We start from the raw sequence: 25,151 nt of genomic DNA on the forward strand, positions 1-25,151 counted from the left end.
TTTCTTTTTCTTCTCTGTGCCTTAGCTCGCACTTTTTCGTTTCCCCGATTGGCTGAATGTAAAAAAATGGTTAAGACTATTATCAGGTCAGACCACTTTGTGTTTGCGAAAATTTTTTACAGGGGAGTGTTATGAGTCAGGCATTACCGCTTATTACCCGTCAGGGCGATCGCATTGCCATAGTCAGTGGATTGCGCACACCGTTTGCGCGTCAGGCAACGGCGTTTCATGGCATACCGGCCGTCGACCTGGGGAAAATGGTAGTGGGGGAGATGCTGGCTCGCAGCGAAATTCCGCCTGAGGTTATCGAACAGCTGGTATTCGGTCAGGTCGTGCAGATGCCTGAAGCCCCCAATATTGCGCGGGAAATCGTCCTCGGTACCGGGATGAACGTGCATACCGATGCCTACAGCGTCAGCCGCGCCTGCGCAACCAGCTTTCAGGCCGTGGCTAACGTTGCTGAAAGCCTGATGGCGGGTACGATTCGCGCCGGGATTGCGGGTGGGGCGGACTCCTCTTCGGTGCTGCCGATTGGGGTCAGTAAAAAGCTGGCGCGCATCCTGGTTGATGCCAATAAAGCCCGCACGATGGGTCAGAAACTCAAACTCTTCTCGCGTTTACGCCTGCGCGACCTCATGCCTGTACCACCTGCTGTCGCCGAATACTCCACCGGCCTGCGTATGGGCGATACCGCCGAGCAGATGGCGAAAACCTACGGCATTACCCGTGAACAGCAGGATGCCCTGGCGCATCGTTCGCACCAGCTCGCTGCGAAGGCCTGGTCGGAAGGCAAACTTGCCGACGAGGTGATGACGGCTTATATCCCGCCTTATCGTGAACCGCTCGCGGAAGATAACAATATTCGCGGCACCTCGACGCTGGCGGATTACGCAAAGCTGCGCCCTGCGTTTGACCGCAAGCACGGCACGGTAACGGCGGCGAACAGTACGCCGCTGACGGACGGTGCCGCCGCCGTGATCCTGATGACCGAATCCCGCGCGAAGGAGCTGGGCATCACTCCCCTGGGCTATTTACGCAGCTATGCCTTTACCGCCATTGATGTCTGGCAGGACATGCTGTTAGGTCCGGCGTGGTCCACGCCGCTGGCGCTGGAGCGCGCGGGGCTGACGCTGGCTGATTTAACCCTGATTGATATGCACGAAGCGTTTGCCGCGCAAACCCTGGCAAACGTTCAGCTGCTGGCAAGCGAGCGTTTCGCACGCGATGTACTGGGCCGCGCCCACGCCACAGGCGAAGTGGATCAGAGTAAATTCAACGTGCTTGGCGGCTCTATCGCCTATGGTCATCCGTTTGCCGCCACGGGGGCGAGGATGATCACACAAACATTACATGAACTCCGTCGCCGTGGCGGCGGGTTTGGCCTTGTTACCGCCTGTGCGGCGGGTGGCCTTGGCGCAGCAATGGTTCTGGAGGCTGAATAATGGATATGCCATCTGCATTTAATCTGACGGTTCGCCTCGATAACGTGGCCGTTATCACTATTGATGTGCCTGATGAAAAGATGAATACCCTGAAGGCCGAATTTGGTGTTCAGGTGCGCGCGATGCTAAAGCAGATCCGCGATAACAAAGCCATTCGTGGCCTGGTGTTTATCTCTGCCAAGCCGGATAACTTTATCGCCGGGGCCGATATCAACATGATCGCACGGGCGCAAAGCGCTCTGGAAGCCGAAGAGCTGGCGCGTCAGGGCCAGCAGGTGATGGCGGAGATCAACGGACTGCCGATCCCGCTCATTGCCGCGATCCACGGTGCCTGTCTGGGCGGCGGGCTTGAGCTGGCGCTGGCGTGCCACAGCCGGATTTGTACTGACGATGCGAAAACCATTCTGGGTCTGCCGGAAGTGCAGCTGGGCCTGCTGCCTGGCTCCGGCGGAACGCAACGACTGCCGCGCCTGGTGGGCGTCAGCACGGCGCTGGAGATGATCTTAACCGGTAAACAGCTGCGTGCCCGTCAGGCGCTGAAGGCCGGTCTGGTCGATGACGTCGTGCCGCAGTCCATTTTGCTGGAGGCCGCCGTTGCGCTTGCGCTGAAAGGGCGTCAGGCAAAACGTCCTCTGCCGGTACGCGAGCGCGTGCTGGCCGGTCCGCTGGGGAGAACGCTCCTGTTCAACATGGTGGGCAAAAAGACCGAACAAAAAACCAAAGGCAATTACCCGGCGGCAAAGCGGATCCTGGAAGTGATCGAAACCGGGCTGTCGCAGGGCAGCAGCAGCGGCTATGCCGCGGAGGCCAAAGCCTTTGGCGAACTGGCGATGACGCCGCAGTCTCAGGCGCTGCGCAGCATCTTCTTCGCCAGCACGGACGTGAAAAAAGATCCCGGCAGCGAGGCGCAGCCCGCTCCACTTCGTGCTATTGGCGTACTGGGTGGGGGGCTCATGGGCGGCGGTATCGCTTTTGTCACCGCCAGCAAAGGCAAATTACCTGTACGAATCAAAGACATTAATCCTAAGGGGATCAACCACGCGCTTCAGTACAGCTGGCAGAACCTTGATCAAAAGGTCAAACGCCGCCATATCAAGGCAAGCGAGCGTGATAAAACCCTGGCGATGATCTCCGGCACGACGGATTACAGCGGTTTTGCGCACCGCGATCTGGTGATTGAAGCCGTGTTTGAGGATCTGGCGCTTAAGCAGCAGATGGTGGCAGACGTTGAGCAACATTGCGCCCCGCATACCATTTTTGCCTCAAACACGTCGTCATTACCGATTGGCGATATCGCGGCGAAAGCCGAGCGTCCGGAGCAGGTGATCGGACTGCACTACTTTAGCCCGGTCGAAAAAATGCCGCTGGTGGAGGTGATTCCGCATGCGACCACCAGTCCGCAAACCATCGCCACGGTAGTCAAGCTTGCGAAGAAGCAGGGGAAAACGCCGATCGTGGTAGCAGATAAAGCCGGCTTCTACGTCAACCGCATTCTCGCTCCCTACATTAATGAAGCAATGCGGTTGCTGACGGAAGGCGAGAAAATCGAGCACGTCGACGAGGCATTGGTAAAGTTTGGTTTCCCCGTTGGTCCAATCCAACTTTTGGATGAGGTGGGAATAGACACCGGCACTAAAATTATACCAGTGCTGGAAGCCGCCTATGGCGATCGTTTTAGCCCACCTGCAAACATTGTTTCTGCAATTTTGAAGGACGATCGCAAAGGCAGAAAAAATGAACGCGGTTTCTATCTTTACGGCGCGAAAGGGCGTAAAAGCAAGAAACAGGTCGACCCTTCGGTTTATGGGCTTATTTCGACCACCGGTCAGGGAAAACTGTCCGCCGTTCAGTGTGCTGAGCGCTGCGTGATGATGATGCTCAATGAAGCGGCGCGCTGCTTTGGTGAACAGGTGATCAAGAGCGCACGCGATGGTGATATTGGCGCGGTATTTGGCATTGGTTTCCCGCCTTTCCTTGGCGGCCCGTTCCGTTATATGGATACGCTCGGCGCGGGAGAAGTGGTTGCTATCCTGCAACGTCTGGCTTCGCAATATGGTCCACGGTTTACACCGTGTGACGAATTATTGCAGATGGCGGAACGCGGCCAGACATTTTGGCCTGCAAGGGAAACTGTCCTCGTAAGCTGAGGTCAAAGAAGGGTAAATCCTGAAGTGAATGAACCTGTTCTGGCGATTTTGTAAACAGAGATTGACTATACTTACGCCAATGAGGTAAAAAACAGCGTTTCATTCACCGAATGGATCAGGCACAATGCCCGACCATCGGGTTTTCTACCTCGCAGCGTTTATCGCGGGTAGCTAACGCCGGTGATTCTGGTTAACAAAAGCGGTGCAATATGCAAGTTTTTATCATGCGTCACGGCGACGCGGCACTCGATGCCGCCAGTGACTCAGTACGTCCTTTGACCGTCTGTGGCTGCGACGAATCACGTCTGATGGCGACCTGGCTTAACGGTCAAAAAGTGGACATCGAACGCGTTCTGGTGAGTCCGTTCCTGCGTGCAGAACAGACGCTGGACGTGGTAGGGGAGTGTATGAACCTGCCATCCAGTGTGGATGTTCTCCCTGAACTCACCCCATGTGGCGATGTAGGCCTTGTCAGCGCTTATCTTCAGGCGCTGTGCAATGAAGGTGTCGCTTCCGCGCTGGTCATTTCCCACCTGCCACTGGTTGGCTATCTGGTATCTGAGCTGTGCCCTGGCGAGACCCCGCCGATGTTCACGACATCCGCCATTGCCAATGTTTCTCTCGACGAAACGGGCAAAGGTGTCTTCAACTGGCAAATGAGTCCGTGCAACCTGAAGATGGCAAAAGCGATCTGACGTGACGTGCGATATGGCGGGGTGCAATGTGCTTCCCGCCATTCTGTCAGGGCAACTCTGGCGGCTGCCACTCTTCCACTTCAATCAACACCAGCAATGCGGCATCTCCGCCGTACTCTTTGGGTGCCTGATGAAAAGCCATCACGTGTGGATGCTGAGCCAGCCACAGCGGCGTCTGTTGCTTAAGGATATGTTTTCCGTGGCCATGCATCACGCAGGCGCAGAAAACATGTTCACGGCGACAGGCAGCGATCAACGCCCCCAGCTCCTGTTTCGCCTGCATCTGCGTTAAACCGTGCAGATCGAGAAACAGCTCCGGCGAATAATCTCCGCGACGTAACTTTTTCAGCTCAAAATGGCTGACGTCTTCGCGCACGTATTTTACAGCCCCCTGCGTATTGAGCAGCGGCTGAAATTCATCTGAAAAATAGTGGCTGTTATCGGCCTGCTCCTGCAGCAGGCGTTTGACCGGTATTTCGCTGATTTTTTTGCGCTGCGGGCGATGGACGATGGTGTCCTGCGTGATTTTCCGCGTCCCGGTCATTAGCTGTCGGAAGAGCGCCTGATCCTCCTCGCTGAGCGATGTTTTCTTTTTCATTCGTCATTCTCATCTCGTATTTCCGACAGTGTACCCGACTAAACGCATTTTTTAACCTCAAGCGAGACGCGTCATTGCTGATTTATCGCCGTCTTCATGGCAAACTAGCCGCCGAAAATTATGCGAGCATGCCCTGGAGGAAAGAGTGGATAAAATTTTTGTCGATGAAGCAGTAAACGAGCTGCATACCATACAGGACATGTTGCGCTGGTCGGTTAGCCGCTTCAGCGCCGCTAATATCTGGTACGGTCACGGTACCGATAACCCGTGGGATGAAGCCGTGCAGCTGGTGCTGCCGTCGCTCTACCTGCCGCTGGATATCCCGGAAGACATGCGCACCGCGCGCCTGACCTCCAGCGAAAAACACCGCATCGTTGAGCGCGTGATCCGCCGCGTGAACGAGCGTATTCCAGTCGCCTATCTGACCAACAAAGCCTGGTTCTGCGGCCACGAGTTCTACGTCGATGAACGCGTGCTGGTGCCGCGCTCGCCGATTGGCGAGCTGATCAACAACCACTTTGAGGGCCTGATCGGCCATCAGCCGCAGCACATTCTGGATATGTGTACCGGCAGCGGCTGTATCGCCATCGCCTGCGCGTACGCCTTCCCGGAAGCGGAAGTAGACGCCGTCGATATCTCCACCGACGCGCTGGCCGTGACCGAGCACAACATTGAAGAGCACGGCCTGATCCATCACGTTACGCCAATTCGCTCTGACCTGTTCCGCGACCTGCCGACGCTGCAGTACGATCTGATCGTCACCAACCCGCCGTACGTCGATGCGGAAGACATGTCCGATCTGCCGAATGAATACCGTCACGAGCCGGAGCTGGGTCTGGCGTCAGGCTCTGACGGCCTGAAGCTGACGCGCCGCATTCTGGCCTGCGCGCCAGATTACCTGACCGACGACGGCGTTCTGATTTGTGAAGTGGGCAACAGCATGGTACATCTGATAGAGCAGTACCCGGATGTGCCGTTCACCTGGCTTGAGTTCGACAACGGCGGTGACGGCGTCTTTATGCTGACCAAAGCGCAGCTGCTCGACGCGCGCGAATACTTCAGCATCTATAAAGATTAATCCAGCGGGCTTCGGCCCGTTTCACAACGCTCAAACACAAACAACAATATCGGAGCCGTGATGGCAGGAAACAGTATTGGACAGTTATTCCGCGTGACCACCTTTGGCGAGTCGCACGGGCTGGCGCTGGGCTGTATCGTTGATGGCGTACCGCCAGGCATCGAACTGACCGAAGCCGATTTACAGCACGACCTCGACCGTCGTCGTCCGGGCACTTCTCGCTACACCACGCAGCGTCGCGAGCCGGACCAGGTAAAAATTCTCTCCGGCGTCTTCGAAGGCCGCACCACCGGGACCAGCATTGGTCTGCTGATCGAAAACACCGATCAACGCTCCCAGGACTACGGCGCCATTAAAGACGTCTTCCGTCCGGGACATGCCGACTATACCTACGAACAAAAGTACGGCTTCCGCGACTATCGCGGCGGCGGGCGTTCTTCCGCGCGTGAAACCGCGATGCGCGTGGCGGCAGGGGCAATTGCTAAGAAATACCTGCAGCAGAAATTTGGCATCGTCATTCGCGGCTGCCTGACCCAGATGGGCGACATTCCGCTGGCGATCAAGGACTGGGATCAGGTTGAACAAAACCCGTTCTTCTGCGCCGATGCCGACAAGCTTGAAGCGCTGGACGAACTGATGCGCGGCCTGAAAAAAGAGGGCGACTCCATTGGTGCGAAAGTCACCGTGGTGGCGGACGGCGTCCCGGCTGGCTGGGGCGAGCCGGTATTTGACCGTCTCGACGCCGACATTGCCCACGCACTGATGAGCATCAATGCGGTGAAGGGCGTAGAGATTGGCGACGGCTTTGACGTGGTTCAGCTTCGCGGCAGTCAGAACCGCGACGAAATCACGAAGGCGGGCTTCCAGAGCAACCATGCGGGCGGCATCCTGGGCGGTATCAGCAGCGGGCAGCAGATTGTTGCCAACATCGCGCTGAAGCCGACCTCCAGTATCACCGTGCCGGGCCACACGATTAACCGCGATGGCGAAGAAGTTGAGATGATCACCAAAGGTCGTCACGATCCGTGCGTGGGGATCCGCGCGGTGCCGATCGCAGAAGCGATGCTGGCGATCGTGCTGATGGATCACTTCCTGCGCCAGCGCGCGCAGAATGCGGATGTGACGACCACCATTCCACGCTGGTAAACATGAAAAAAACCGCAATTGCTCTGCTGGCGCTGCTCGCCAGTGGAGCCAGTCTGGCCGCGACGCCATGGCAAAAAATCACCCACCCGGTGGCGGGGAGCGCGCAGTCCATTGGCGCCTTTTCCAACGGCTGTATCGTCGGTGCCCAGGAGCTTCCTCTCCAGTCTGATACCTATCAGGTGATGCGCACCGATCAGCGGCGTTATTTCGGCCACCCGGATCTGGTGCTGTTCATCCAGCGTCTGGGAAATCAGGTGCATAACCTGGGGCTGGGCACGATGCTGATTGGCGATATGGGGATGCCTGCCGGCGGTCGTTTTAACGGTGGACACGCCAGTCACCAGACCGGACTGGATGTCGATATCTTCCTGCAGCTGCCGAAAGCCCGCTGGACCTCCGCCCAACTGCTGAAGCCGCAGGCGCTGGATCTGGTGGCGAGCGACGGTAAGCGCGTTGTGCCGTCCCTGTGGACGCGGGACGTATCCAGCATGATCAAGCTGGCCGCGGAAGATAACGACGTCACGCGGATTTTCGTTAACCCGGCCATCAAGCAGCAGCTTTGCCTGGATGCCGGAACCGATCGCGACTGGCTGCGCAAAGTGCGCCCGTGGTTCCAGCATCGTGCGCACATGCACGTTCGTCTGCGCTGCCCGGCGAACAGTCTGGAATGTGAAGATCAGCCGCTACCGCCGCCAGGCGATGGCTGCGGTGCGGAACTGCAAAGCTGGTTTGAACCGGCAAAACCTGGAACCTCTAAGCCTGAGAAGAAGACACCGCCTCCGTTGCCGCCTTCCTGCCAGGCGCTACTGGATGAGCATGTACTTTAATGGATAATTTCGTCGATCTGTTTATGGTGTCACCGCTGCTGCTGGTGGTGCTGTTCTTTGTGGCCATGCTGGCCGGTTTTATCGATGCGCTCGCCGGCGGCGGCGGGTTGTTAACCGTGCCCGCGCTGCTGGCGGCGGGCATGAGCCCGGCACAGGCGCTTGCCACCAACAAGCTTCAGGCCTGCGGCGGCTCGCTCTCGGCGTCGCTCTATTTTATCCGCCGCAAGGTAGTGAGCCTGGCCGATCAGAAGCTCAATATCCTGATGACCTTTATCGGCTCCACGTCTGGCGCGCTGCTGGTTCAGCACGTGCAGTCCGATATTTTGCGTCAGATCCTGCCGATTCTGGTTATCTGCATTGGCCTCTACTTTTTGCTGATGCCAAAGCTCGGTGAAGAGGACCGCCAGCGTCGTCTGCACGGCCTGCCGTTTGCGCTTATTGCGGGCGGCTGCGTGGGGTTCTACGATGGATTCTTTGGCCCCGGCGCTGGCTCGTTCTACGCGTTAGCCTTCGTGACGCTGGCCGGGTTTAACCTCGCCAAATCTACCGCCCATGCCAAAGTGCTCAACGCAACCTCAAACGTCGGCGGCCTGCTGCTGTTTATCATCGGCGGTAAGGTCATCTGGGCAACCGGATTTGTGATGATGGCAGGGCAGTTCCTGGGCGCGCGCGCGGGCTCGCGTCTGGTGTTAAGCAAAGGACAAAAGCTTATTCGCCCGATGATCGTCATCGTCTCGGCCGTAATGAGCGCCAAACTTCTTTATGACAGCCATGGACAGGAGATCCTCACCTGGTTGGGGATGCACTAATGAACAGTACGCATAAATACGAACAGCTTATTGAGATTTTCGACGGCTGTTTTGCTGACGATTTTAATACCCGTCTGATTAAAGGCGACGACGAACCGATCTATCTTCCTGCTGATGCAGAGGTTCCGTATAACCGCATCGTCTTTGCCCACGGCTTTTACGCCAGCGGCTTGCACGAGATTTCGCACTGGTGCATTGCGGGGAAAGCGCGGCGTGAGCTGGTGGACTTCGGCTACTGGTACTGCCCGGACGGGCGTGACGCCGCAACGCAGGGGCAGTTTGAAGATGTGGAAGTGAAGCCGCAGGCGCTGGAATGGCTATTCTGCGTCGCGGCGGGCTTCCCGTTCAACGTGAGCTGTGACAACCTCGAAGGCGACTTCGAGCCAGACCGTATCGTCTTCCAGCGCCGCGTTCACGCGCAGGTGATGGAATATCTTGAGAAAGGCATCCCGGAACGTCCGGCACGCCTGATCGAGGCTTTACAGAATTATTACCACACGCCGGAGATGACGGCGGAATGCTTCCCTTGGCCGGAAGATCTTTAACAGAGGAAAGAAGATGATCGCAGAATTTGAATCACGCATTCTGGCGTTAATTGATGACATGGTGGAACACGCCAGTGATGATGAGCTGTTCGCCAGCGGTTATCTGCGTGGTCACCTGACGCTCGCGGTAGCCGAGCTGGAAGCGGGTGACGATCACTCTGCCGACGCCGTTCACGCTGAAGTCACTCGCAGCCTGGAAAAAGCCATTCTGGCCGGGGAGCTCTCTCCGCGCGACCAGTCACTGGTGCTGGGCATGTGGGACAATTTGTTCCAGCAGGCTAAACGCTAAGTCATCGTATTTCGCCCGGTGGCGCTGCGCTTACCGGGCCTACGAATATCCCCTCAGCACTATTGGTGAGGGCACCCTACTTAACCTTCTTCCCCTTCAGCAGTTTCCGTACCCACAAGCGATTCGGATTCAGCCCCGCAAGCGTAACCCTGTCCAGCGGAATCGGCTCGTCGCTCATTTGTGCGGCTAACACTTCCGCCAGCAGCGGTGCGGAACACAGCCCGCGAGACCCTAATCCACCCAGCATATACAGCTCCGGATAAACCGGCGCGCTTACCGCTTTATCCCGGTTATCAGCAAGGTCCTGATAGGCCGTAAGCGTCGCGTCGTAGTCCGGCACATTTCCCGCCATCGGCAGATGATCGCGTGTGGCACAGCGCACGCCGCAGCGCGCTTCCCCCTCGCTGACGTCAACCGCTTTCGCCCACGCCGCATCCGGGAAACAGTCAATCAGGCGCTGGCGGTTCTGCGCCTGATCCGCGTCGCTGTAGCGCATATCCGTTTCGCCACGATGATAGCTGGCCCCGATGCAGTGATGGCCGTTAGACGGATTTTGCGGCGTCAGATAGCCGTCATAGCAGAGCACCTGACGCAGTTTGCTCAGTTCGGGCGCGGAAGGAATATGGCTTACCTGGCCACCGACCGGATAAACCGGCAACGCCTCCGTCTGGATAAACCGGCTGATGTTATGTCCATTTGCCAGCACAACGCTGGCATGGCTCGCCTCTCTGCCATCGGTAAAACGCAGATTCCAGCGTTCTGTCCGGCTCAGCGATTCAACGGTGTGTGCATAATGCGCCGTCAGCCCGCGCGACTGCGCCAGGGCAATGACCGCCGCGGTCAGTTCAGCCGGGCACAGCCAGCCGCCGAGCGGATACTGAATGCCCCCACAGCCGGTTTCTACGCCAGCGGTGTCCGCCACCTCCTGCGCACTTACCGCGCGGGCAATCTCGTCAGGCAGGCCCAGCGACAGCATCTGCGTGATTTTTTGCTGGCTCTTTTCATCCCAGCCGAGCTGCGTCACGCCGCACCAGTCATGAGCGAATGCCACCGGCAGGGCGTCGTACAGACGACGGGCGAAGGTAAACGCCGCCGGGAAAAACTGGAACAGCGCCGGGTCGTGCGCGCTTAAAAGCGGATAGAGCGCCCCCTGGCGGTTGCCGGAAGCGCCGCCTGCTGGCGCGTCGTCAGCGCAGTAGAGCGTGACCTGCCAGCCGCGGTGGAGAAGCGCGAGAGAGAGCAGGGCGCTGGCGATCCCCCCGCCGACTATCGCCACCTCACGTGATGCGCTGGCGCGGCGTGCAAACCAGGGCGCCTGAGCGGGAACGTCCAGCGTCTGCTCCATCCTGCCGACCAGCATGTCGCGCTTGCGGCCAAAGCCTTTGGTCTTCTGCATGGTAAAGCCCGCCTCCTGCAGCCCGCGGCGGACAAAGCCCGCCGAGGTGAAGGTGGCAAGCGTTGCGCCAGGACGCGCCAGCCGCGCCATCGCGCTAAACAGATGCTGGCTCCACATGTCCGGGTTTTTGGCGGGGGCAAAGCCGTCCAGGAACCACGCGTCCACCGTCTGATTCATCGAATCATCGAGCGTATCGGTCAGGTCGTTGATGTCGCCAAGCCATAAATCCAGCGTTACGCGTCCGCCGTCCAGAATCAGACGGTGACAGCCGCCGATGTGAGGCGGCCACTGCGCCTGAAGCTGTTCCGCCAGGGTGGCAAGCTCTGGCCAGCGCTGATGAGCGAGCCGCAGATCGTGCACGGTGAGCGGGAATTTTTCGAAACTGATGAAATGTAATCTTTGTAGCGTAGCCTCAGGGTGTGCAGCGTGAAACTGGTTAAACGCCTGCCAGAGGGTTAAAAAATTCAGCCCGGTGCCGAATCCGCTCTCCGCGACCACAAACAGGCTGCGCGGATGCTCCGGGAAGTGGGTGCTGAGCTGGTTTCCATCGAGGAAAACATAGCGAGTTTCTTCGAGTCCGTTATCATTAGAAAAATAGACGTCATCAAAATCTCGGGAAACAGGTGTACCCTCAGCGTTGAATTCGAGGTTGGCGGGTTGTATAGCGTTTTGTTTCACGTAAGTTACTCGTCTGACAGGCAGTGGCACGATCTTAACGATGTGAGTCCATCGGTGCAAATTTCCGCAGAAAATGTCTGATCGGACTTGTTCGGCGTACAAGTGTACGCTATTGTGCGACTCGAAACTTACTATAGTGCGACTTACAGAGGTATTGAATGAAACGTGCAGTGATTACTGGCCTGGGCATTGTTTCCAGCATCGGTAATAACCAGCAGGAAGTCCTGGCATCTCTGCGTGAAGGACGCTCCGGGATCACTTTCTCTGAAGAGTTTAAAGATTCAGGTATGCGTAGCCACGTATGGGGTAACGTCAAACTGGACACCACCGGTTTGATTGACCGCAAAGTGGTTCGTTTCATGAACGATGCCTCTATTTATGCTTATCTCTCCATGCAGGAAGCGATCAAAGATGCTGGCCTGAGTGAAGAGGTTTATCAGAACAACCCGCGCGTGGGTCTGATCGCCGGTTCCGGCGGCTCATCAAAAGCGCAGGTATTCGGTGCTGACGCAATGCGTAGCCCGCGTGGTCTGAAAGCAGTAGGTCCGTACGTGGTTACCAAAGCCATGGGTTCTGCGGTTTCCGCGTGCCTGGCGACCCCATTCAAAATCCACGGTGTGAACTACTCCATCAGCTCCGCGTGTGCAACTTCCGCACACTGCATCGGTAATGCTGTTGAGCAGATCCAGCTGGGTAAACAGGACATCGTATTTGCTGGCGGCGGCGAAGAGCTGGGTTGGGAAATGGCCTGTGAATTCGACGCGATGGGCGCACTGTCCACTAAGTACAATGAAACCCCGGATAAAGCATCCCGTACCTATGATGCGCACCGTGACGGTTTCGTTATCGCTGGCGGCGGCGGTATGGTTGTGGTTGAAGAGCTGGAGCATGCCCTGGCACGTGGCGCGCACATCTACGCTGAAATCGTGGGCTACGGTGCAACGTCTGACGGCGCCGACATGGTTGCGCCATCCGGCGAAGGCGCGGTGCGCTGCATGAAGATGGCGATGCACGGCGTTGATACCCCAATCGACTACCTGAACTCCCACGGTACCTCTACTCCGGTAGGCGACGTGAAGGAGCTGGGTGCGATCCGTGAAGTCTTCGGCGACAACAGCCCGGCGATCTCCGCGACCAAAGCCATGACCGGTCACTCTCTGGGTGCGGCTGGCGTGCAGGAAGCGATCTACTCTCTGCTGATGCTGGAAAACGGCTTTATCGCGCCAAGCATCAATATTGATGAGATGGACGAGCAGGCTGCTGGCCTGAACATCGTAACCAAACCAATGGACGCGACGCTGACCACCGTCATGTCAAACAGCTTCGGCTTCGGTGGCACCAACGCCACGCTGGTCATGCGTAAGCTGAAAGCATAAGCGTTTGAATGTATAGTAGAAGGGAGCCTGATGGCTCCCTTTTTTTATGCCTGAATTCGGAGTTATGCATGACGGCCGCAACCTCAGAAAAAAACGCCACGTCCGGGAACACCTCGCTGTTCCGCATCGCTTTTGCGGTATTTCTAACCTATATGACCGTTGGCCTGCCGCTGCCGGTGATCCCGCTGTTCGTTCATCAGGAACTGGGCTATGGCAACACCATGGTCGGCATTGCCGTGGGCATTCAGTTTTTAGCCACGGTTTTAACCCGCGGTTACGCCGGACGGCTGGCGGATCAGCACGGTGCAAAACGCTCGGCGCTACAGGGAATGTTTGCCTGTGGGCTGGCGGGCGGCGCATGGCTGCTGGCGGCTCTCCTGCCGGTAGACGCCGCGTATAAATTTGCGCTGCTGGTGCTGGGCCGTTTAATCCTTGGCTTCGGTGAAAGCCAGCTGCTGACCGGCACCCTGACCTGGGGAATGGGCCTGGTGGGGCCAGCACGCTCCGGCAAGGTGATGTCCTGGAACGGTATGGCCATCTATGGCGCGCTGGCCGCGGGCGCACCGCTTGGGCTGCTGATTAATAGCCAGTTTGGATTTGCGGCGCTGGCCGCAACCACGATGGTTTTACCCCTGCTGGCGTGGGCGTTTAACGGCTCGGTGCGTAAGGTACCCGCGCACAAAGGCGAGCGGCCTTCCCTGTGGAGCGTGGTTGGCCAGATCTGGCAGCCGGGTCTTGGCCTGGCGCTGCAGGGCGTGGGTTTTGCGGTGATTGGTACCTTCGTCTCGCTCTATTTTATGAGCCGCGGCTGGGCGATGGCCGGTTTTACGCTTACCGCGTTTGGCGGCGCGTTTGTGCTGATGCGCGTGCTCTTCGGCTGGATGCCGGATCGCTTTGGCGGGGTGAAGGTGGCGGTGGCGTCGCTGGTGATTGAGGCCATCGGTCTGCTGCTGCTGTGGAATGCACCCGTGGCATCCGTTGCGCTGCTTGGTGCGGCGCTGACCGGCTGCGGCTGTTCACTGATCTTCCCGGCGCTGGGCGTTGAAGTGGTGAAGCGCGTGGCCCCACAGGTGCGCGGTACGGCGCTGGGCGGCTATGCGGCGTTTCAGGATATCTCATACGGGGTCACCGGGCCGCTGGCAGGGGTGTTAGCCACCTCGTTTGGCTATCCGTCCGTCTTCCTGGCCGGTGCGGTTTCTGCGGTGGTGGGGATCGTGGTGACGCTGGTGGCGTTTCGCAGGACTTGAGCCGTTGTTGCCGGGTGGCGGCTGTGCCTTACCCGGCCTACGGTTCGAGCAATTGTAGGCCCGGTAAGCGTCGCGCCACCGGGCAAAACCTCAGGCAACCAGCCAGAAAATCGCCAGTGCAATCAGTAGCGCAATAAACATCAGCCCCGGACGCGCAGAGAGCGTTCTGAACGTCTCGACGACTGGTGCAAACAGCGGGCTGTAGATCGGCTGAATGTTTCTCACCTCCGGCACGCCGCCCTCACGCTCGGCGCGACGAACGAAGATTTGATTGAGCAGATCCTGCACCTGCGCGGTGGTCAGGACCGTTTGCGGCGTGGCCTGCCAGTTTTGCTGGGCGTAATCACGAATCACGTCGAACTCATGCGGATCAAGCGGCTGTTTAAGTGCCGCCTGGACGGTATGCAGGGTAGGGGCATTCTGGGTGCTGAGCGTCTGGCGCGCCTGGAGCCAGGTCGCCAGATGAGTAAACTGTTTGGCCGGGATCAGCTCACCCGCCTTCACGCCGGACAGCTCCAGCATGGATTGCCAGATAAGCTTCGTCGGTTCGCCGGTGGCCGCAGCCAGCTTTGTCACCATCTGCTTGAGCGTGTTGTGCTCGGCAGGCAGCAGCGGACGCTCGGTCGCCGGGCGCACCTGAGGCTGCGGAATAGACAGCTCGTTGTTCTGCAGCAGGGTCAGCACGGTTTTGAGCTGGTCGGGCGTCAGCTGGCCCAGCGCGGTCTGACCATACTGCTGGCGAATAAAATCACTCACCGCCTGGCGGTTATTGCCCTGGCCCAGCAGCTCCGTCAGCTGAGCGACAATCTGGCGCGTGGTGTGGTTCTGCTGCGCGGTAGTGATACGCTGGTTCAGGTTTTGCTCGGCAGCAGGGAAATGACGCGACTGCAGCGGTGCGTCGTTCCTCACGCCTAGATCATGCTTAACCCCGGCCCAGACTTCCGCGTTTTGCTGTGAAGTCAGCGCAATCAGGCGCGTGATCAGTCGCTCCAGCACGGTGCGCTGTTGCGTGGATAGCGGTTGTTCACCGGCAACGTTTGGCGTGACGGGGCCTTCACCCGGAGGGCGTGGCGGCGTACCTGAAATGGGCTGCATCGTCAAAAATCCTTAAAGTCAAAACTCAGCGTTAACCAGGTATACGTATATGCCTGGCGGCCAGATTATGGCACACTTGGCAGGTTTTCTTCCTCTCAAACAGGTACTCAGACGTGAAAATCCTCGTTGATGAAAATATGCCTTATGCCCGTGAGCTATTTAGCCGCCTGGGTAACGTTAAGGCTGTCCCTGGTCGCCCGATCCCGGTCAACGAACTGGATGACGCAGACGCGCTGATGGTGCGCTCGGTGACCAAAGTGAATGAGGTGTTGCTCGCCGGTAAAGCGATTAAGTTTGTCGGAACCGCAACGGCAGGGACCGATCATGTGGATGATAAGTGGCTGAAGCAGGCTGGAATCGGTTTTTCCGCCGCGCCGGGCTGTAACGCCATTGCCGTCGTGGAATACGTTTTCTCCTCCCTGCTGATGCTGGCCGAGCGCGACGGTTTTGCGCTGAAGGATCGCACTGTGGGGATTGTCGGCGTAGGTAACGTCGGCGGGCGCCTGCAAAAGCGCCTTGAAGCGTTAGGGATCCGCACGCTGCTGTGCGATCCGCCGCGCAAAGACAACGGCGATGAGGGGGATTTCCGCCCGCTGGACGAGCTGGTCGAACAGTGTGACGTGCTGACTTTCCACACGCCGCTGTTTAAAGAGGGGCCGTATAAGTCGCTGCATCTTGCTGACGAGGCGCTGATCCGTCGTCTGAAGGCTGGCACTATTCTGATAAATGCCTGCCGTGGTCCGGTGGTGGATAACGCCGCGCTGCTGACGTGTCTGAATGAAGGACAAGACCTCAGCGTGGTGCTGGACGTCTGGGAGCCGGAGCCGGATCTCAACGTTGAGCTGCTCAATAAGGTGGACGTGGGCACCGCGCATATCGCCGGTTACACCCTCGAGGGGAAAGCGCGCGGCACGACGCAGGTCTTCGAGGCCTACAGCGCTTTTATCGGCCATCCGCAGCAGGTAGCGTTGGATACCTTACTCCCCGCGCCTGAATTTGGCCGCATTACCCTGCACGGCCCGCTCGATCAGGCAACGCTGAAAAGGCTGGTGCATTTGGTGTATGATGTGCGCCGCGATGATGCGCTGCTGCGTAAAGCGGCGGGGATCCCGGGTGAGTTTGATAAGCTGCGCAAGAACTACGTTGAGCGCCGCGAGTGGTCTTCCCTGTATGTGATGTGCGACGACGCCTCGGCGGCGACGCTGCTGCATAAGCTGGGATTTAACGCCGTTCATCACCCGGCACGTTAATGTCTTCTTAATGCTCCCTGTCGGATACTCCGACAGGGACGCTTTTTTATTTCTGGAGTAAACCACCATGTCTGAAGGCTGGAACATTGCCATTTTAGGTGCCACGGGTGCCGTGGGCGAAGCCCTGCTCGAAACCCTTGCTGAGCGTCAGTTCCCGGTGGGCGACATCTATGCGCTGGCGCGTACCGACAGCGCAGGTGAGCATCTGCGTTTTAACGGTAAATCCGTGATGGTGCAGGACGCGGCCGCGTTCGACTGGACGCAGGCGCAGCTGGCGTTTTTTGCCGCGGGCGCTGAAGCGACTGCTGCATACGTTGAAGAGGCGACCAACGCAGGCTGCCTGGTGATCGACCTGAGCGGCCTGTTCTCAATGGAGCCGGACGTGCCGCTGGTGGTGCCGGACGTTAACCCGTTTGTGCTCGCTGACTACCGCAACCGTAACGTCATTGCGGTTCCGAACAGCCTGACCAGCCAGCTGCTCACCGCCCTGAAACCGCTGATCGACGACGGCGGCCTGTCGCGCATTACCGTCACCAGCCTGCTGTCCGCGTCCGCGAACGGCAAAAAGGCCGTTGACGCGCTTGCCGGGCAGAGCGCGAAGCTGCTGAACGGTATCCCGATTGATGAAGATGATTTCTTTGGTCGCCAGCTGGCGTTCAACATGCTGCCGCTGCTGCCGGACCGCGAGGGCTCCGTGCGCGAAGAGCGTCGTATCGTTGATGAAGTGCGTAAAATTCTGCAGGACGATGGCCTGATGATCTCCGCGAACGTCGTGCAGTCCCCGGTCTTCTACGGCCACGCGCAGATGGTAGGTTTTGAAGCGCTGCGTCCGCTGGCGGCAGAAGAGGCGCGTGATGCGTTTGGCCGCGGTGAAGACATCGTGCTCTCTGAAGAGAGCGAGTTCCCGACCCAGGTAGGTGACGCCTCCGGAAGCGCGCATCTTTCCGTTGGCTGCGTGCATAACGATTACGGTATGCCGGAACAGGTTCAGTTCTGGTCCGTTGCCGACAACGTTCGCTTTGGCGGCGCGCTGATGGCGGTCAAGATCGCTGAGAAACTGGTGCAGGAGTACCTGTACTGATGTCAGACGTGGAACAAAAGCCGGTCCATAGAATTGCCCTCGGAATTGAGTACGATGGCAGTAAATATTATGGCTGGCAGCGTCAGAACGAGGTGCGCAGCGTCCAGGAAAAGCTGGAAAAAGCGCTCTCACAGGTGGCAAACGAGCCGATTAACGTCCTGTGCGCAGGACGTACGGACGCGGGTGTTCACGGTACGGGGCAGGTGGTTCACTTTGAAACCACCGCCGTGCGTAAGGATGCCGCCTGGACGCTGGGTGTAAATGCGAATTTGCCTGGTGACATTGCGGTGCGTTGGGTAAAAGCTGTGCCGGATGATTTTCACGCGCGCTTCAGCGCCACGGCGCGTCGCTACCGTTATGTCATCTACAACCAGCGCCTGCGTCCGGCGGTGTTAAGCCAGGGCGTGACGCATTTTTATGAACCGCTTGATGCAGAACGCATGCATCGTGCGGCGCAGTGTTTGATTGGTGAAAATGACTTTACGTCGTTTCGTGCGGTGCAGTGTCAGTCCCGCACGCCGTGGCGCAACGTCATGCACATAAACGTCAGCCGTTTTGGCGCGTATGTGGTGGTGGATATCAAAGCCAATGCCTTTGTACATCATATGGTTCGGAATATTGTGGGCAGCCTGATGGAAGTGGGTGCCGGACACCAGCCGGAGAGCTGGATTGCAGACCTGCTGGCAGCGAAGGACAGAACGCTTGCGGCAGCCACGGCGAAAGCGGAAGGGCTATATCTGGTCTCGGTTGACTATCCGGATCGGTTTGACCTGCCGAAACCGCCAATGGGTCCGCTATTTTTAGCGGACTAAACAAAGGTGCAATTAGGGTTTAGACAATATGGACGTAATTCGTTTTTTAATTGATTTCATCCTGCATATTGATGTTCACCTGGCAGAGCTGGTCGCGCAGTATGGCGTCTGGGTTTACGCCATTCTGTTTCTTATTCTGTTTTGTGAAACCGGGCTGGTCGTTACCCCATTCCTGCCAGGGGATTCACTGCTGTTTGTTGCCGGCGCGCTATCGGCGTTACCCACCAATGACCTGAACGTGCATCTTATGGTTGTGCTGATGGTGATTGCCGCCATTATTGGTGATGCGGTTAACTATACGATTGGACGGGTGTTCGGTGAGCGGCTTTTCAGCAATCCTGATTCAAAAATTTTCCGTCGCAGCTATTTAGATAAAACCCATGCGTTTTATGAACGCCATGGCGGAAAAACCATTATCCTTGCGCGTTTTGTGCCTATTGTACGCACTTTTGCACCGTTTGTGGCGGGAATGGGGCATATGTCCTATCGTCATTTTGCGGCATACAACGTGGTTGGCGCGCTGCTGTGGGTATTGCTGTTTACCTATGCAGGCTACCTGTTTGGCGATCTTCCGATCGTTCAGGAAAATCTTAAGTTACTGATTGTAGCGATTATTGTGCTTTCAGTACTGCCGGGCGTTATCGAAATCATTCGTCACAAACGTGCGGCGGCAAAGCAAGCGAAGTAAATGCACGCTGGCGGTTCGACCACTTTTTTATCCAAAGTTTCGGGCTGTTATGTTTTAATGTGCAACATTCATGGTCTGTTGGAGGCAAAAATGGCATTATTCGCCTCTTATAGCAAAACTGGCATACGACCAGGTTCAGGCAGAAAGGTTATCAATGAGCTGGATTGAACGAATTAAAAGCAACATTACCCCAACGCGTAAAGCGAGCATTCCTGAAGGGGTATGGACGAAGTGTGATAGCTGCGGCCAGGTTCTGTATCGCGCAGAGCTGGAGCGCAACCTTGAGGTGTGTCCGAAGTGTGACCACCATATGCGTATGTCGGCGCGCAACCGCCTGCATAGCCTGCTGGACGAAGGCTCTCTGGTAGAGCTGGGTAGCGAACTCGAGCCAAAAGACGTGCTGAAGTTCCGCGACTCCAAAAAATACAAAGATCGTCTGGCCTCTGCACAGAAAGAGACCGGCGAGAAAGACGCGCTGATCGTCATGAAAGGCACCCTGCATGAGATGCCGGTTGTTGCCGCTGCGTTTGAGTTCGCCTTTATGGGCGGCTCAATGGGCTCCGTGGTCGGTGCGCGCTTCGTGCGTGCCGTTGAGCAGGCGCTGGAAGACAACTGTCCGCTGATCTGCTTCTCTGCCTCCGGCGGTGCGCGTATGCAGGAAGCGCTGATGTCGCTGATGCAGATGGCGAAAACCTCTGCTGCGCTGGCGAAAATGCAGGAGCGCGGTCTTCCGTACATCTCCGTGCTGACCGACCCAACTATGGGCGGCGTCTCCGCGAGCTTCGCGATGCTGGGCGACCTGAACATCGCTGAGCCAAAAGCGCTGATCGGCTTTGCGGGTCCTCGCGTTATCGAGCAGACCGTTCGTGAAAAACTGCCGCCTGGCTTCCAGCGCAGTGAGTTCCTCATTGAAAAAGGCGCCATCGACATGATCGTCCGCCGTCCGGAAATGCGCCTGAAGCTGGCGAGCGTCCTGGCGAAGCTGATGAATCTGCCAGCGCCGAACCCGGATGAGCCGCGCGAAGGCGTGGTGGTACCGGATCAGGAACCCGAGGCCTGATAACTGAAAAGGGCAGGGCCGGTTGGCGCTGCCCTTTTGCTTTCTAATCTGTTAATGACAACCGGGCATTATGGAAAATAAAAGCATTCCCCAAGCCACGTCGCCCCTGGCCGCGTGGCTTTCTTATCTGGAAAACCTGCACAGTAAAACCATCGATATGGGGCTTGAGCGCGTAAGCCAGGTCGCCGCGCGTCTTGATGTGCTCAAACCGGCACCTTTCGTATTCACCGTCGCGGGCACCAACGGTAAAGGCACGACCTGCCGCACGCTGGAATCTGTCCTGATGGTCGCGGGTTATAAAGTTGGCGTGTACAGCTCTCCACACCTGGTCCGCTACACCGAGCGCGTTCGCGTGCAGAACCGCGAGCTGCCGGAATCGGCGCATACGGCGTCGTTCGCGGAAATTGAAGCCGCACGCGGTGAGATCTCATTAACCTATTTTGAATACGGCACCCTGTCGGCGCTGTGGCTGTTCAAACAGGCGCAGCTGGACGTGGTGATTCTTGAGGTTGGCCTCGGCGGACGTCTTGATGCGACTAATATGGTGGATGCGGACGTGGCGGTAGTCACCAGCATCGCGCTGGACCATATCGACTGGCTGGGACCGGATCGTGAAAGCATTGGCCGCGAGAAGGCCGGTATTTTTCGCGCAAATAAGCCCGCCGTGGTCGGCGAGCCGGATATGCCGCATACCATTGCTGACGTGGCAAACGAGAAGGGCGCGCGTCTGCTGCGCCTTGGCGTTGACTGGCAGTATGAGGTTCAGGAAAACGTCTGGCGCTTTAGCGATGCCCAGGGCGTGCTGGACGACCTGCCGCTGCCGCAGGTGCCGCAGCCGAACGCGGCAACCGCGCTGGCGGCCCTGCGCGCCAGCGGCCTCGTGGTCAGCGAGCAGGCGATCCGCGATGGCATTCAGAGCGCAATTCTGCCCGGACGTTTCCAGATTGTCAGCGAGTCACCGCGCCTGATTCTGGACGTGGCGCACAACCCGCATGCGGCGGCGTATCTCGCGGAACGTCTCAAATCGTTACCAAAAACCGGGCGTGTGCTGGCGGTTATCGGTATGCTTCATGATAAAGATATCGGCGGGACGCTGGCCTGCATGGAGAGTGTGGTCGATAGCTGGTATTGTGCTCCTCTGGAAGGGCCGCGCGGCGCGACGGCTGAGCAGCTGATGGAACATCTCGGCAAAGGCGCAATCTATAGTAGCGTGGCTCAGGCCTGGCATGCCGCGATGGCGGATGCTAAACCAGAAGATACCGTGCTGGTGTGTGGGTCATTCCACACGGTGGCACATGTCATGGAAGTGATGGACGCGGGGAGAACCGGTGGCGAGTAAGTTTCAGAACCGTTTAACAGGAACCATTGTGCTGGTCGCGCTCGGGGTGATTATTCTCCCGGGTCTGCTCGACGGGCAGAAAAAGCATTATCAGGATGAGTTTGCCGCTATTCCGCTGGTGCCGAAACCGGGTGACCGCGATGAGCCGGATATGCTGCCAGCGGCGACGCAGGCGCTGCCTGCTCAGCCTCCGGAAGGGGCGGCGGAAGAGGTGCGTGCAGGCGATGCCGCCGCACCGTCGCTCGATCCGTCTCGCCTGGCGGCAGCGAGCAACAGCGATATCGATCCGGTGCCGGTAGAGCAGCCTAAGCCTGTTGAAAAACCGAAGCCGGTTGAGAAGCCGCAGCCGAAACCGCAGCGGGATAAAGCGGCAGAGCAGCTGGCCGCCGCCTCAGAAACGCCACCGCCAGCGAAACAAGACGCGGCACCGACCGGTAAAGCCTATGTTGTGCAACTGGGCGCGCTGAAAAACGCCGATAAGGTCAACGAGGTTGTGAGCAAACTGCGCAGCGCGGGATATCGTGTTTACACTTCACCTTCCACGCCGGTGCAGGGTAAAATTACCCGTATCCTCGTGGGGCCAGAAGCGTCCAAAGATAAGCTGAAAGGTTCGCTCGGTGAGCTGAAGCAGATCTCCGGCCTGAGCGGTGTGGTGATGGGCTACAGCGCGAACTAAGTACGACCTGCTCCTTAAAGAGAGAGGCGACAAGCCACGGCGTTGAACATTTTTTCAGCGCCTTTTTTATTTACGCGCGGGAAGGAAATCCCTACGCAAACGTTTTCTTTTTCTGTTAGAATTCGCCCCGAACTGGATGACAGGGCGTTAAATCGTGGGACACATATGGTCTGGATTGATTACGCCATCATTGCGGTGATTGGTTTTTCCTGTCTGGTTAGCCTGATCCGTGGCTTTGTTCGTGAAGCGTTATCGCTGGTGACTTGGGGTTGTGCTTTCTTTGTCGCCAGTCATTACTACACTTACCTGTCTGTCTGGTTCACGGGCTTTGAAGATGAACTGGTCCGAAATGGAATCGCTATCGCGGTGCTGTTTATCGCAACGCTGATTGTCGGCGCTATCGTGAATTACGTGATAGGTCAGCTGGTCGAGAAAACCGGTCTGTCAGGAACGGACAGGGTGCTCGGGATCTGTTTCGGGGCATTACGAGGCGTGCTGATTGTGGCCGCGATCCTGTTCTTCCTGGATACCTTCACCGGGTTCTCCAAAAGCGAAGACTGGCAAAAATCGCAGCTCATTCCAGAGTTCAGCTTCATCATCAGATGGTTCTTTGACTATCTGCAAAGCTCGTCGAGTTTTTTGCCCAGGGCATAAACCCTGAGATGTGGCTTAACGAGGAAAAGACGAATGTGCGGTATTGTCGGTATCGCCGGTTTCATGCCGGTAAACCAGTCGATTTATGACGCGTTATCGGTGCTTCAGCACCGTGGGCAGGATGCTGCGGGTATCATCACCATTGATGCAAACAACTGCTTCCGTTTACGCAAGGCGAATGGCCTGGTAAACGATGTGTTTGAAGCCCGCCATATGCAGCGTCTGCAAGGTAATATGGGTATCGGTCACGTTCGTTATCCTACTGCTGGCAGTTCCAGCGCTTCTGAGGCACAGCCTTTCTACGTCAACTCGCCGTACGGCATTACCCTTGCTCATAACGGCAACCTGACCAACGCGCACGAGCTGCGTAAAAAGCTGTTCGAAGAAAAACGTCGCCACATTAACACCACCTCTGATTCTGAAATCCTGCTCAACGTGTTCGCCAGCGAGCTGGATAACTTCCGTCACTACCCGCTGGAAGCTGACAACGTCTTTGCTGCTGTCGCTGCGACAAACCGTCAGATCCGCGGTGCGTACGCCTGCGTCGCGATGATCATCGGTCACGGCATGGTGGCCTTCCGCGATCCAAACGGCATTCGTCCGCTGGTGCTCGGCAAACGCGACCTCGGCGATGGCCGTACCGAATACATGGTTGCCTCTGAGAGCGTGGCGCTGGACACCCTGGGCTTTGAGTTCCTGCGTGACGTTGCGCCGGGCGAAGCGGTCTATATCACCGAGAAGGGCCAGCTGTTTACCCGCCAGTGTGCCGATAACCCGGTCAGCAATCCGTGCCTGTTTGAATACGTTTACTTTGCCCGCCCGGATTCCTTCATCGACAAGATTTCCGTCTACAGCGCGCGCGTCAACATGGGCACGAAGCTGGGCGAGAAGATTGCCCGCGAGTGGGACGATCTCGACATCGACGTGGTTATTCCTATCCCGGAAACCTCCTGCGATATCGCGCTGGAAATCGCCCGCATTCTGGATAAGCCATACCGCCAGGGCTTCGTGAAGAACCGCTACGTTGGCCGCACCTTTATCATGCCAGGCCAGCAGCTGCGCCGTAAGTCCGTGCGCCGCAAGCTGAACGCCAACCGCGCGGAATTCCGCGACAAGAACGTTCTGCTGGTGGATGACTCCATCGTTCGCGGCACCACCTCTGAGCAGATTATCGAGATGGCGCGCGAAGCGGGTGCGAAGAAAGTCTACCTGGCCTCTGCTGCGCCGGAGATTCGCTTCCCGAACGTGTACGGCATCGATATGCCAACCGCCAACGAGCTGATCGCTCACGGTCGTGAAGTGGATGAAATTCGCCAGATCATCGGTGCCGACGGCCTGATTTTCCAGGATCTGAACGATCTCATAGACGCCGTGCGTGCCGAGAACCCGGAAATTCAGCAGTTCGAATGCTCCGTGTTCAACGGTATTTACGTGACCAAAGACGTTGACCAGCAGTACCTCGACTATCTTGATTCGCTGCGCAACGACGATGCGAAAGCCGTCCAGCTGCAGAACGATCTTGAAAGCTTAGAGATGCACAACGAAGGTTGATGGTCCGGCAGGTGAGGGCGAATGCCCTCACTTGCAACTCCCCGCAAAATCCTGCACAGTCTGCCCTGAAATCAGTAAGGGCGAAAATCATGAAACGACTCATTGTTGGGCTCAGCGGCGCCAGCGGCGCGATTTACGGCGTACGCCTGTTACAGGTTCTGCGTAACGTGGCGGAAGTCGAGACTCATCTGGTGATGAGCCAGGCGGCGCGGCAGACCCTCTCTCTGGAAACCGATCTCTCCCTGCGCGATGTTCAGGCACTGGCGGACGTGGTTCACGATGCCCGTGATATCGCCGCCAGCATCTCCTCAGGCTCGTTTAAAACGGCCGGCATGGTTATCCTGCCCTGTTCCATTAAAACGCTCTCAGGCATTGTGAACAGCTATACCGACACTCTGGTAACGCGCGCGGCGGATGTCGTGCTGAAGGAGCGTCGTCCTCTGGTGCTCTGCGTGCGGGAAACACCGCTGCACCTCGGCCATCTGCGTTTAATGACCCAGGCCGCTGAGCTTGGCGCCATCATCATGCCGCCGGTACCGGCGTTTTATCATCGCCCGACCTCGCTGGATGACGTGATTAATCAGACCGTTAACCGCGTGCTGGATCAGTTTGACATCGACCTGCCTGAAGACCTCTTCACCCGCTGGCAAGGGGCCTGATTCTGTGCACAAA

24 protein-coding genes are annotated in these 25,151 nt (G+C 57.7%); 21 read left to right on the forward strand and 3 right to left on the reverse strand.

The window, feature by feature from the left end:
- Nucleotides 1-131: 131 nt before the first annotated feature.
- From fadI to sixA, 3 genes are all read left to right on the forward strand, one after another.
- Nucleotides 132-1,442, forward strand: coding sequence for an acetyl-CoA C-acyltransferase FadI (gene fadI, locus AB8846_RS13425; RefSeq protein WP_063145391.1), 1,311 nt, complete (start codon nucleotides 132-134; stop codon nucleotides 1,440-1,442).
- Nucleotides 1,442-3,589 carry a fatty acid oxidation complex subunit alpha FadJ gene (gene fadJ, locus AB8846_RS13430; RefSeq protein WP_370732912.1) on the forward strand — a complete coding sequence of 716 codons (2,148 nt, stop codon included), beginning with the start codon at nucleotides 1,442-1,444 and terminating at the stop codon, nucleotides 3,587-3,589. The genes fadI and fadJ overlap by 1 nt, the downstream gene beginning before the upstream one ends.
- A gap of 209 nt (nucleotides 3,590-3,798) precedes the next feature.
- Complete coding sequence (gene sixA / locus AB8846_RS13435; protein WP_045330962.1) at nucleotides 3,799-4,284, forward strand: phosphohistidine phosphatase SixA; 486 nt, start codon at nucleotides 3,799-3,801, stop codon at nucleotides 4,282-4,284.
- 46 nt (nucleotides 4,285-4,330) lie between these two features.
- On the opposite strand, the gene smrB is transcribed toward sixA, so the two are convergent.
- Nucleotides 4,331-4,882, reverse strand: a complete 552-nt coding sequence (gene smrB, locus AB8846_RS13440) for an endonuclease SmrB (protein ID WP_370732913.1) — start codon at nucleotides 4,880-4,882, stop codon at nucleotides 4,331-4,333.
- A 145-nt stretch (nucleotides 4,883-5,027) separates the two neighbouring features.
- Between smrB and prmB the strand changes: the two genes are divergently transcribed.
- Genes prmB through AB8846_RS13470 form a run of 6 tightly spaced genes read left to right on the forward strand, consistent with a single transcriptional unit; the run spans nucleotide 5,028 to nucleotide 9,576 of the window.
- Nucleotides 5,028-5,960, forward strand: a complete 933-nt coding sequence (prmB, locus tag AB8846_RS13445) for a 50S ribosomal protein L3 N(5)-glutamine methyltransferase (RefSeq protein ID WP_033146104.1) — start codon at nucleotides 5,028-5,030, stop codon at nucleotides 5,958-5,960.
- 60 nt (nucleotides 5,961-6,020) lie between these two features.
- Nucleotides 6,021-7,106 carry a chorismate synthase gene (gene aroC / locus AB8846_RS13450; RefSeq protein WP_029742149.1) on the forward strand — a complete coding sequence of 362 codons (1,086 nt, stop codon included), beginning with the start codon at nucleotides 6,021-6,023 and terminating at the stop codon, nucleotides 7,104-7,106.
- 2 nt (nucleotides 7,107-7,108) lie between these two features.
- A complete protein-coding gene (gene mepA / locus AB8846_RS13455; protein ID WP_023312576.1) occupies nucleotides 7,109-7,933 on the forward strand; it encodes a penicillin-insensitive murein endopeptidase in 825 nt (274 codons plus the stop codon).
- Complete coding sequence (locus tag AB8846_RS13460) at nucleotides 7,933-8,742, forward strand: sulfite exporter TauE/SafE family protein (protein WP_032642026.1); 810 nt, start codon at nucleotides 7,933-7,935, stop codon at nucleotides 8,740-8,742. Before mepA ends, AB8846_RS13460 begins: the two co-directional genes overlap by 1 nt.
- Nucleotides 8,742-9,287 (forward strand): elongation factor P hydroxylase, encoded by a 546-nt coding sequence (locus AB8846_RS13465; RefSeq protein ID WP_264438522.1) that lies wholly within the window; start codon nucleotides 8,742-8,744, stop codon nucleotides 9,285-9,287. Before AB8846_RS13460 ends, AB8846_RS13465 begins: the two co-directional genes overlap by 1 nt.
- Nucleotides 9,288-9,300: 13 nt before the next feature.
- On the forward strand, nucleotides 9,301-9,576 hold the full coding sequence (locus AB8846_RS13470) for a YfcL family protein (RefSeq protein ID WP_028013966.1): 276 nt from the start codon (nucleotides 9,301-9,303) through the stop codon (nucleotides 9,574-9,576).
- A gap of 76 nt (nucleotides 9,577-9,652) precedes the next feature.
- Here AB8846_RS13470 and mnmC read toward each other — a convergent pair whose 3' ends face one another.
- On the reverse strand, nucleotides 9,653-11,650 hold the full coding sequence (mnmC, locus tag AB8846_RS13475) for a bifunctional tRNA (5-methylaminomethyl-2-thiouridine)(34)-methyltransferase MnmD/FAD-dependent 5-carboxymethylaminomethyl-2-thiouridine(34) oxidoreductase MnmC (protein WP_370732914.1): 1,998 nt from the start codon (nucleotides 11,648-11,650) through the stop codon (nucleotides 9,653-9,655).
- A 158-nt stretch (nucleotides 11,651-11,808) separates the two neighbouring features.
- Between mnmC and fabB the strand changes: the two genes are divergently transcribed.
- Together fabB and AB8846_RS13485 are read left to right on the forward strand one after the other, a co-directional pair.
- A complete protein-coding gene (fabB, locus tag AB8846_RS13480) occupies nucleotides 11,809-13,026 on the forward strand; it encodes a beta-ketoacyl-ACP synthase I (RefSeq protein WP_063145394.1) in 1,218 nt (405 codons plus the stop codon).
- Between the two features lie 68 nt (nucleotides 13,027-13,094).
- Nucleotides 13,095-14,273: an MFS transporter gene (locus tag AB8846_RS13485; protein WP_063145395.1), complete on the forward strand. Its 1,179-nt coding sequence runs from the start codon at nucleotides 13,095-13,097 to the stop codon at nucleotides 14,271-14,273.
- A 90-nt stretch (nucleotides 14,274-14,363) separates the two neighbouring features.
- Here AB8846_RS13485 and flk read toward each other — a convergent pair whose 3' ends face one another.
- Entirely contained in the window at nucleotides 14,364-15,368 is a 1,005-nt protein-coding gene (gene flk, locus AB8846_RS13490; protein WP_331411805.1) for a flagella biosynthesis regulator Flk, read from the reverse strand.
- 113 nt (nucleotides 15,369-15,481) lie between these two features.
- Between flk and pdxB the strand changes: the two genes are divergently transcribed.
- The 10 genes from pdxB (at nucleotide 15,482) to AB8846_RS13540 (ending at nucleotide 25,138) form a co-directional block, all read left to right on the forward strand.
- On the forward strand, nucleotides 15,482-16,618 hold the full coding sequence (pdxB, locus tag AB8846_RS13495) for a 4-phosphoerythronate dehydrogenase PdxB (RefSeq protein WP_370732915.1): 1,137 nt from the start codon (nucleotides 15,482-15,484) through the stop codon (nucleotides 16,616-16,618).
- A 67-nt stretch (nucleotides 16,619-16,685) separates the two neighbouring features.
- On the forward strand, nucleotides 16,686-17,699 hold the full coding sequence (locus AB8846_RS13500) for an aspartate-semialdehyde dehydrogenase (protein WP_370732916.1): 1,014 nt from the start codon (nucleotides 16,686-16,688) through the stop codon (nucleotides 17,697-17,699).
- Entirely contained in the window at nucleotides 17,699-18,511 is an 813-nt protein-coding gene (gene truA / locus AB8846_RS13505) for a tRNA pseudouridine(38-40) synthase TruA (protein ID WP_023312566.1), read from the forward strand. Before AB8846_RS13500 ends, truA begins: the two co-directional genes overlap by 1 nt.
- A 28-nt stretch (nucleotides 18,512-18,539) precedes the next feature.
- The gene (locus tag AB8846_RS13510) at nucleotides 18,540-19,199 is read left to right on the forward strand and encodes a DedA family protein (RefSeq protein ID WP_032659206.1); all 660 of its coding nucleotides are present in this window, start codon (nucleotides 18,540-18,542) and stop codon (nucleotides 19,197-19,199) included.
- 154 nt (nucleotides 19,200-19,353) lie between these two features.
- Nucleotides 19,354-20,259, forward strand: coding sequence for an acetyl-CoA carboxylase, carboxyltransferase subunit beta (gene accD, locus AB8846_RS13515; protein WP_063145400.1), 906 nt, complete (start codon nucleotides 19,354-19,356; stop codon nucleotides 20,257-20,259).
- A 70-nt stretch (nucleotides 20,260-20,329) separates the two neighbouring features.
- Nucleotides 20,330-21,598 (forward strand): bifunctional tetrahydrofolate synthase/dihydrofolate synthase, encoded by a 1,269-nt coding sequence (gene folC, locus AB8846_RS13520; RefSeq protein ID WP_370732917.1) that lies wholly within the window; start codon nucleotides 20,330-20,332, stop codon nucleotides 21,596-21,598.
- On the forward strand, nucleotides 21,588-22,274 hold the full coding sequence (gene dedD / locus AB8846_RS13525) for a cell division protein DedD (RefSeq protein WP_063145402.1): 687 nt from the start codon (nucleotides 21,588-21,590) through the stop codon (nucleotides 22,272-22,274). Before folC ends, dedD begins: the two co-directional genes overlap by 11 nt.
- Nucleotides 22,275-22,439: 165 nt before the next feature.
- A complete protein-coding gene (gene cvpA / locus AB8846_RS13530; RefSeq protein WP_000262116.1) occupies nucleotides 22,440-22,928 on the forward strand; it encodes a colicin V production protein in 489 nt (162 codons plus the stop codon).
- Between the two features lie 33 nt (nucleotides 22,929-22,961).
- Nucleotides 22,962-24,479 (forward strand): amidophosphoribosyltransferase, encoded by a 1,518-nt coding sequence (gene purF / locus AB8846_RS13535; protein ID WP_063145403.1) that lies wholly within the window; start codon nucleotides 22,962-22,964, stop codon nucleotides 24,477-24,479.
- Nucleotides 24,480-24,568: 89 nt separating this feature from the next.
- Entirely contained in the window at nucleotides 24,569-25,138 is a 570-nt protein-coding gene (locus tag AB8846_RS13540; RefSeq protein WP_029740194.1) for a UbiX family flavin prenyltransferase, read from the forward strand.
- Nucleotides 25,139-25,151 lie beyond the last annotated feature (13 nt).

It is taken from the genome of Enterobacter sp. KB-221C9 (genome assembly GCF_041320715.1).
GTDB classification, from domain to species: Bacteria; Pseudomonadota; Gammaproteobacteria; order Enterobacterales; family Enterobacteriaceae; genus Enterobacter; species Enterobacter asburiae_D.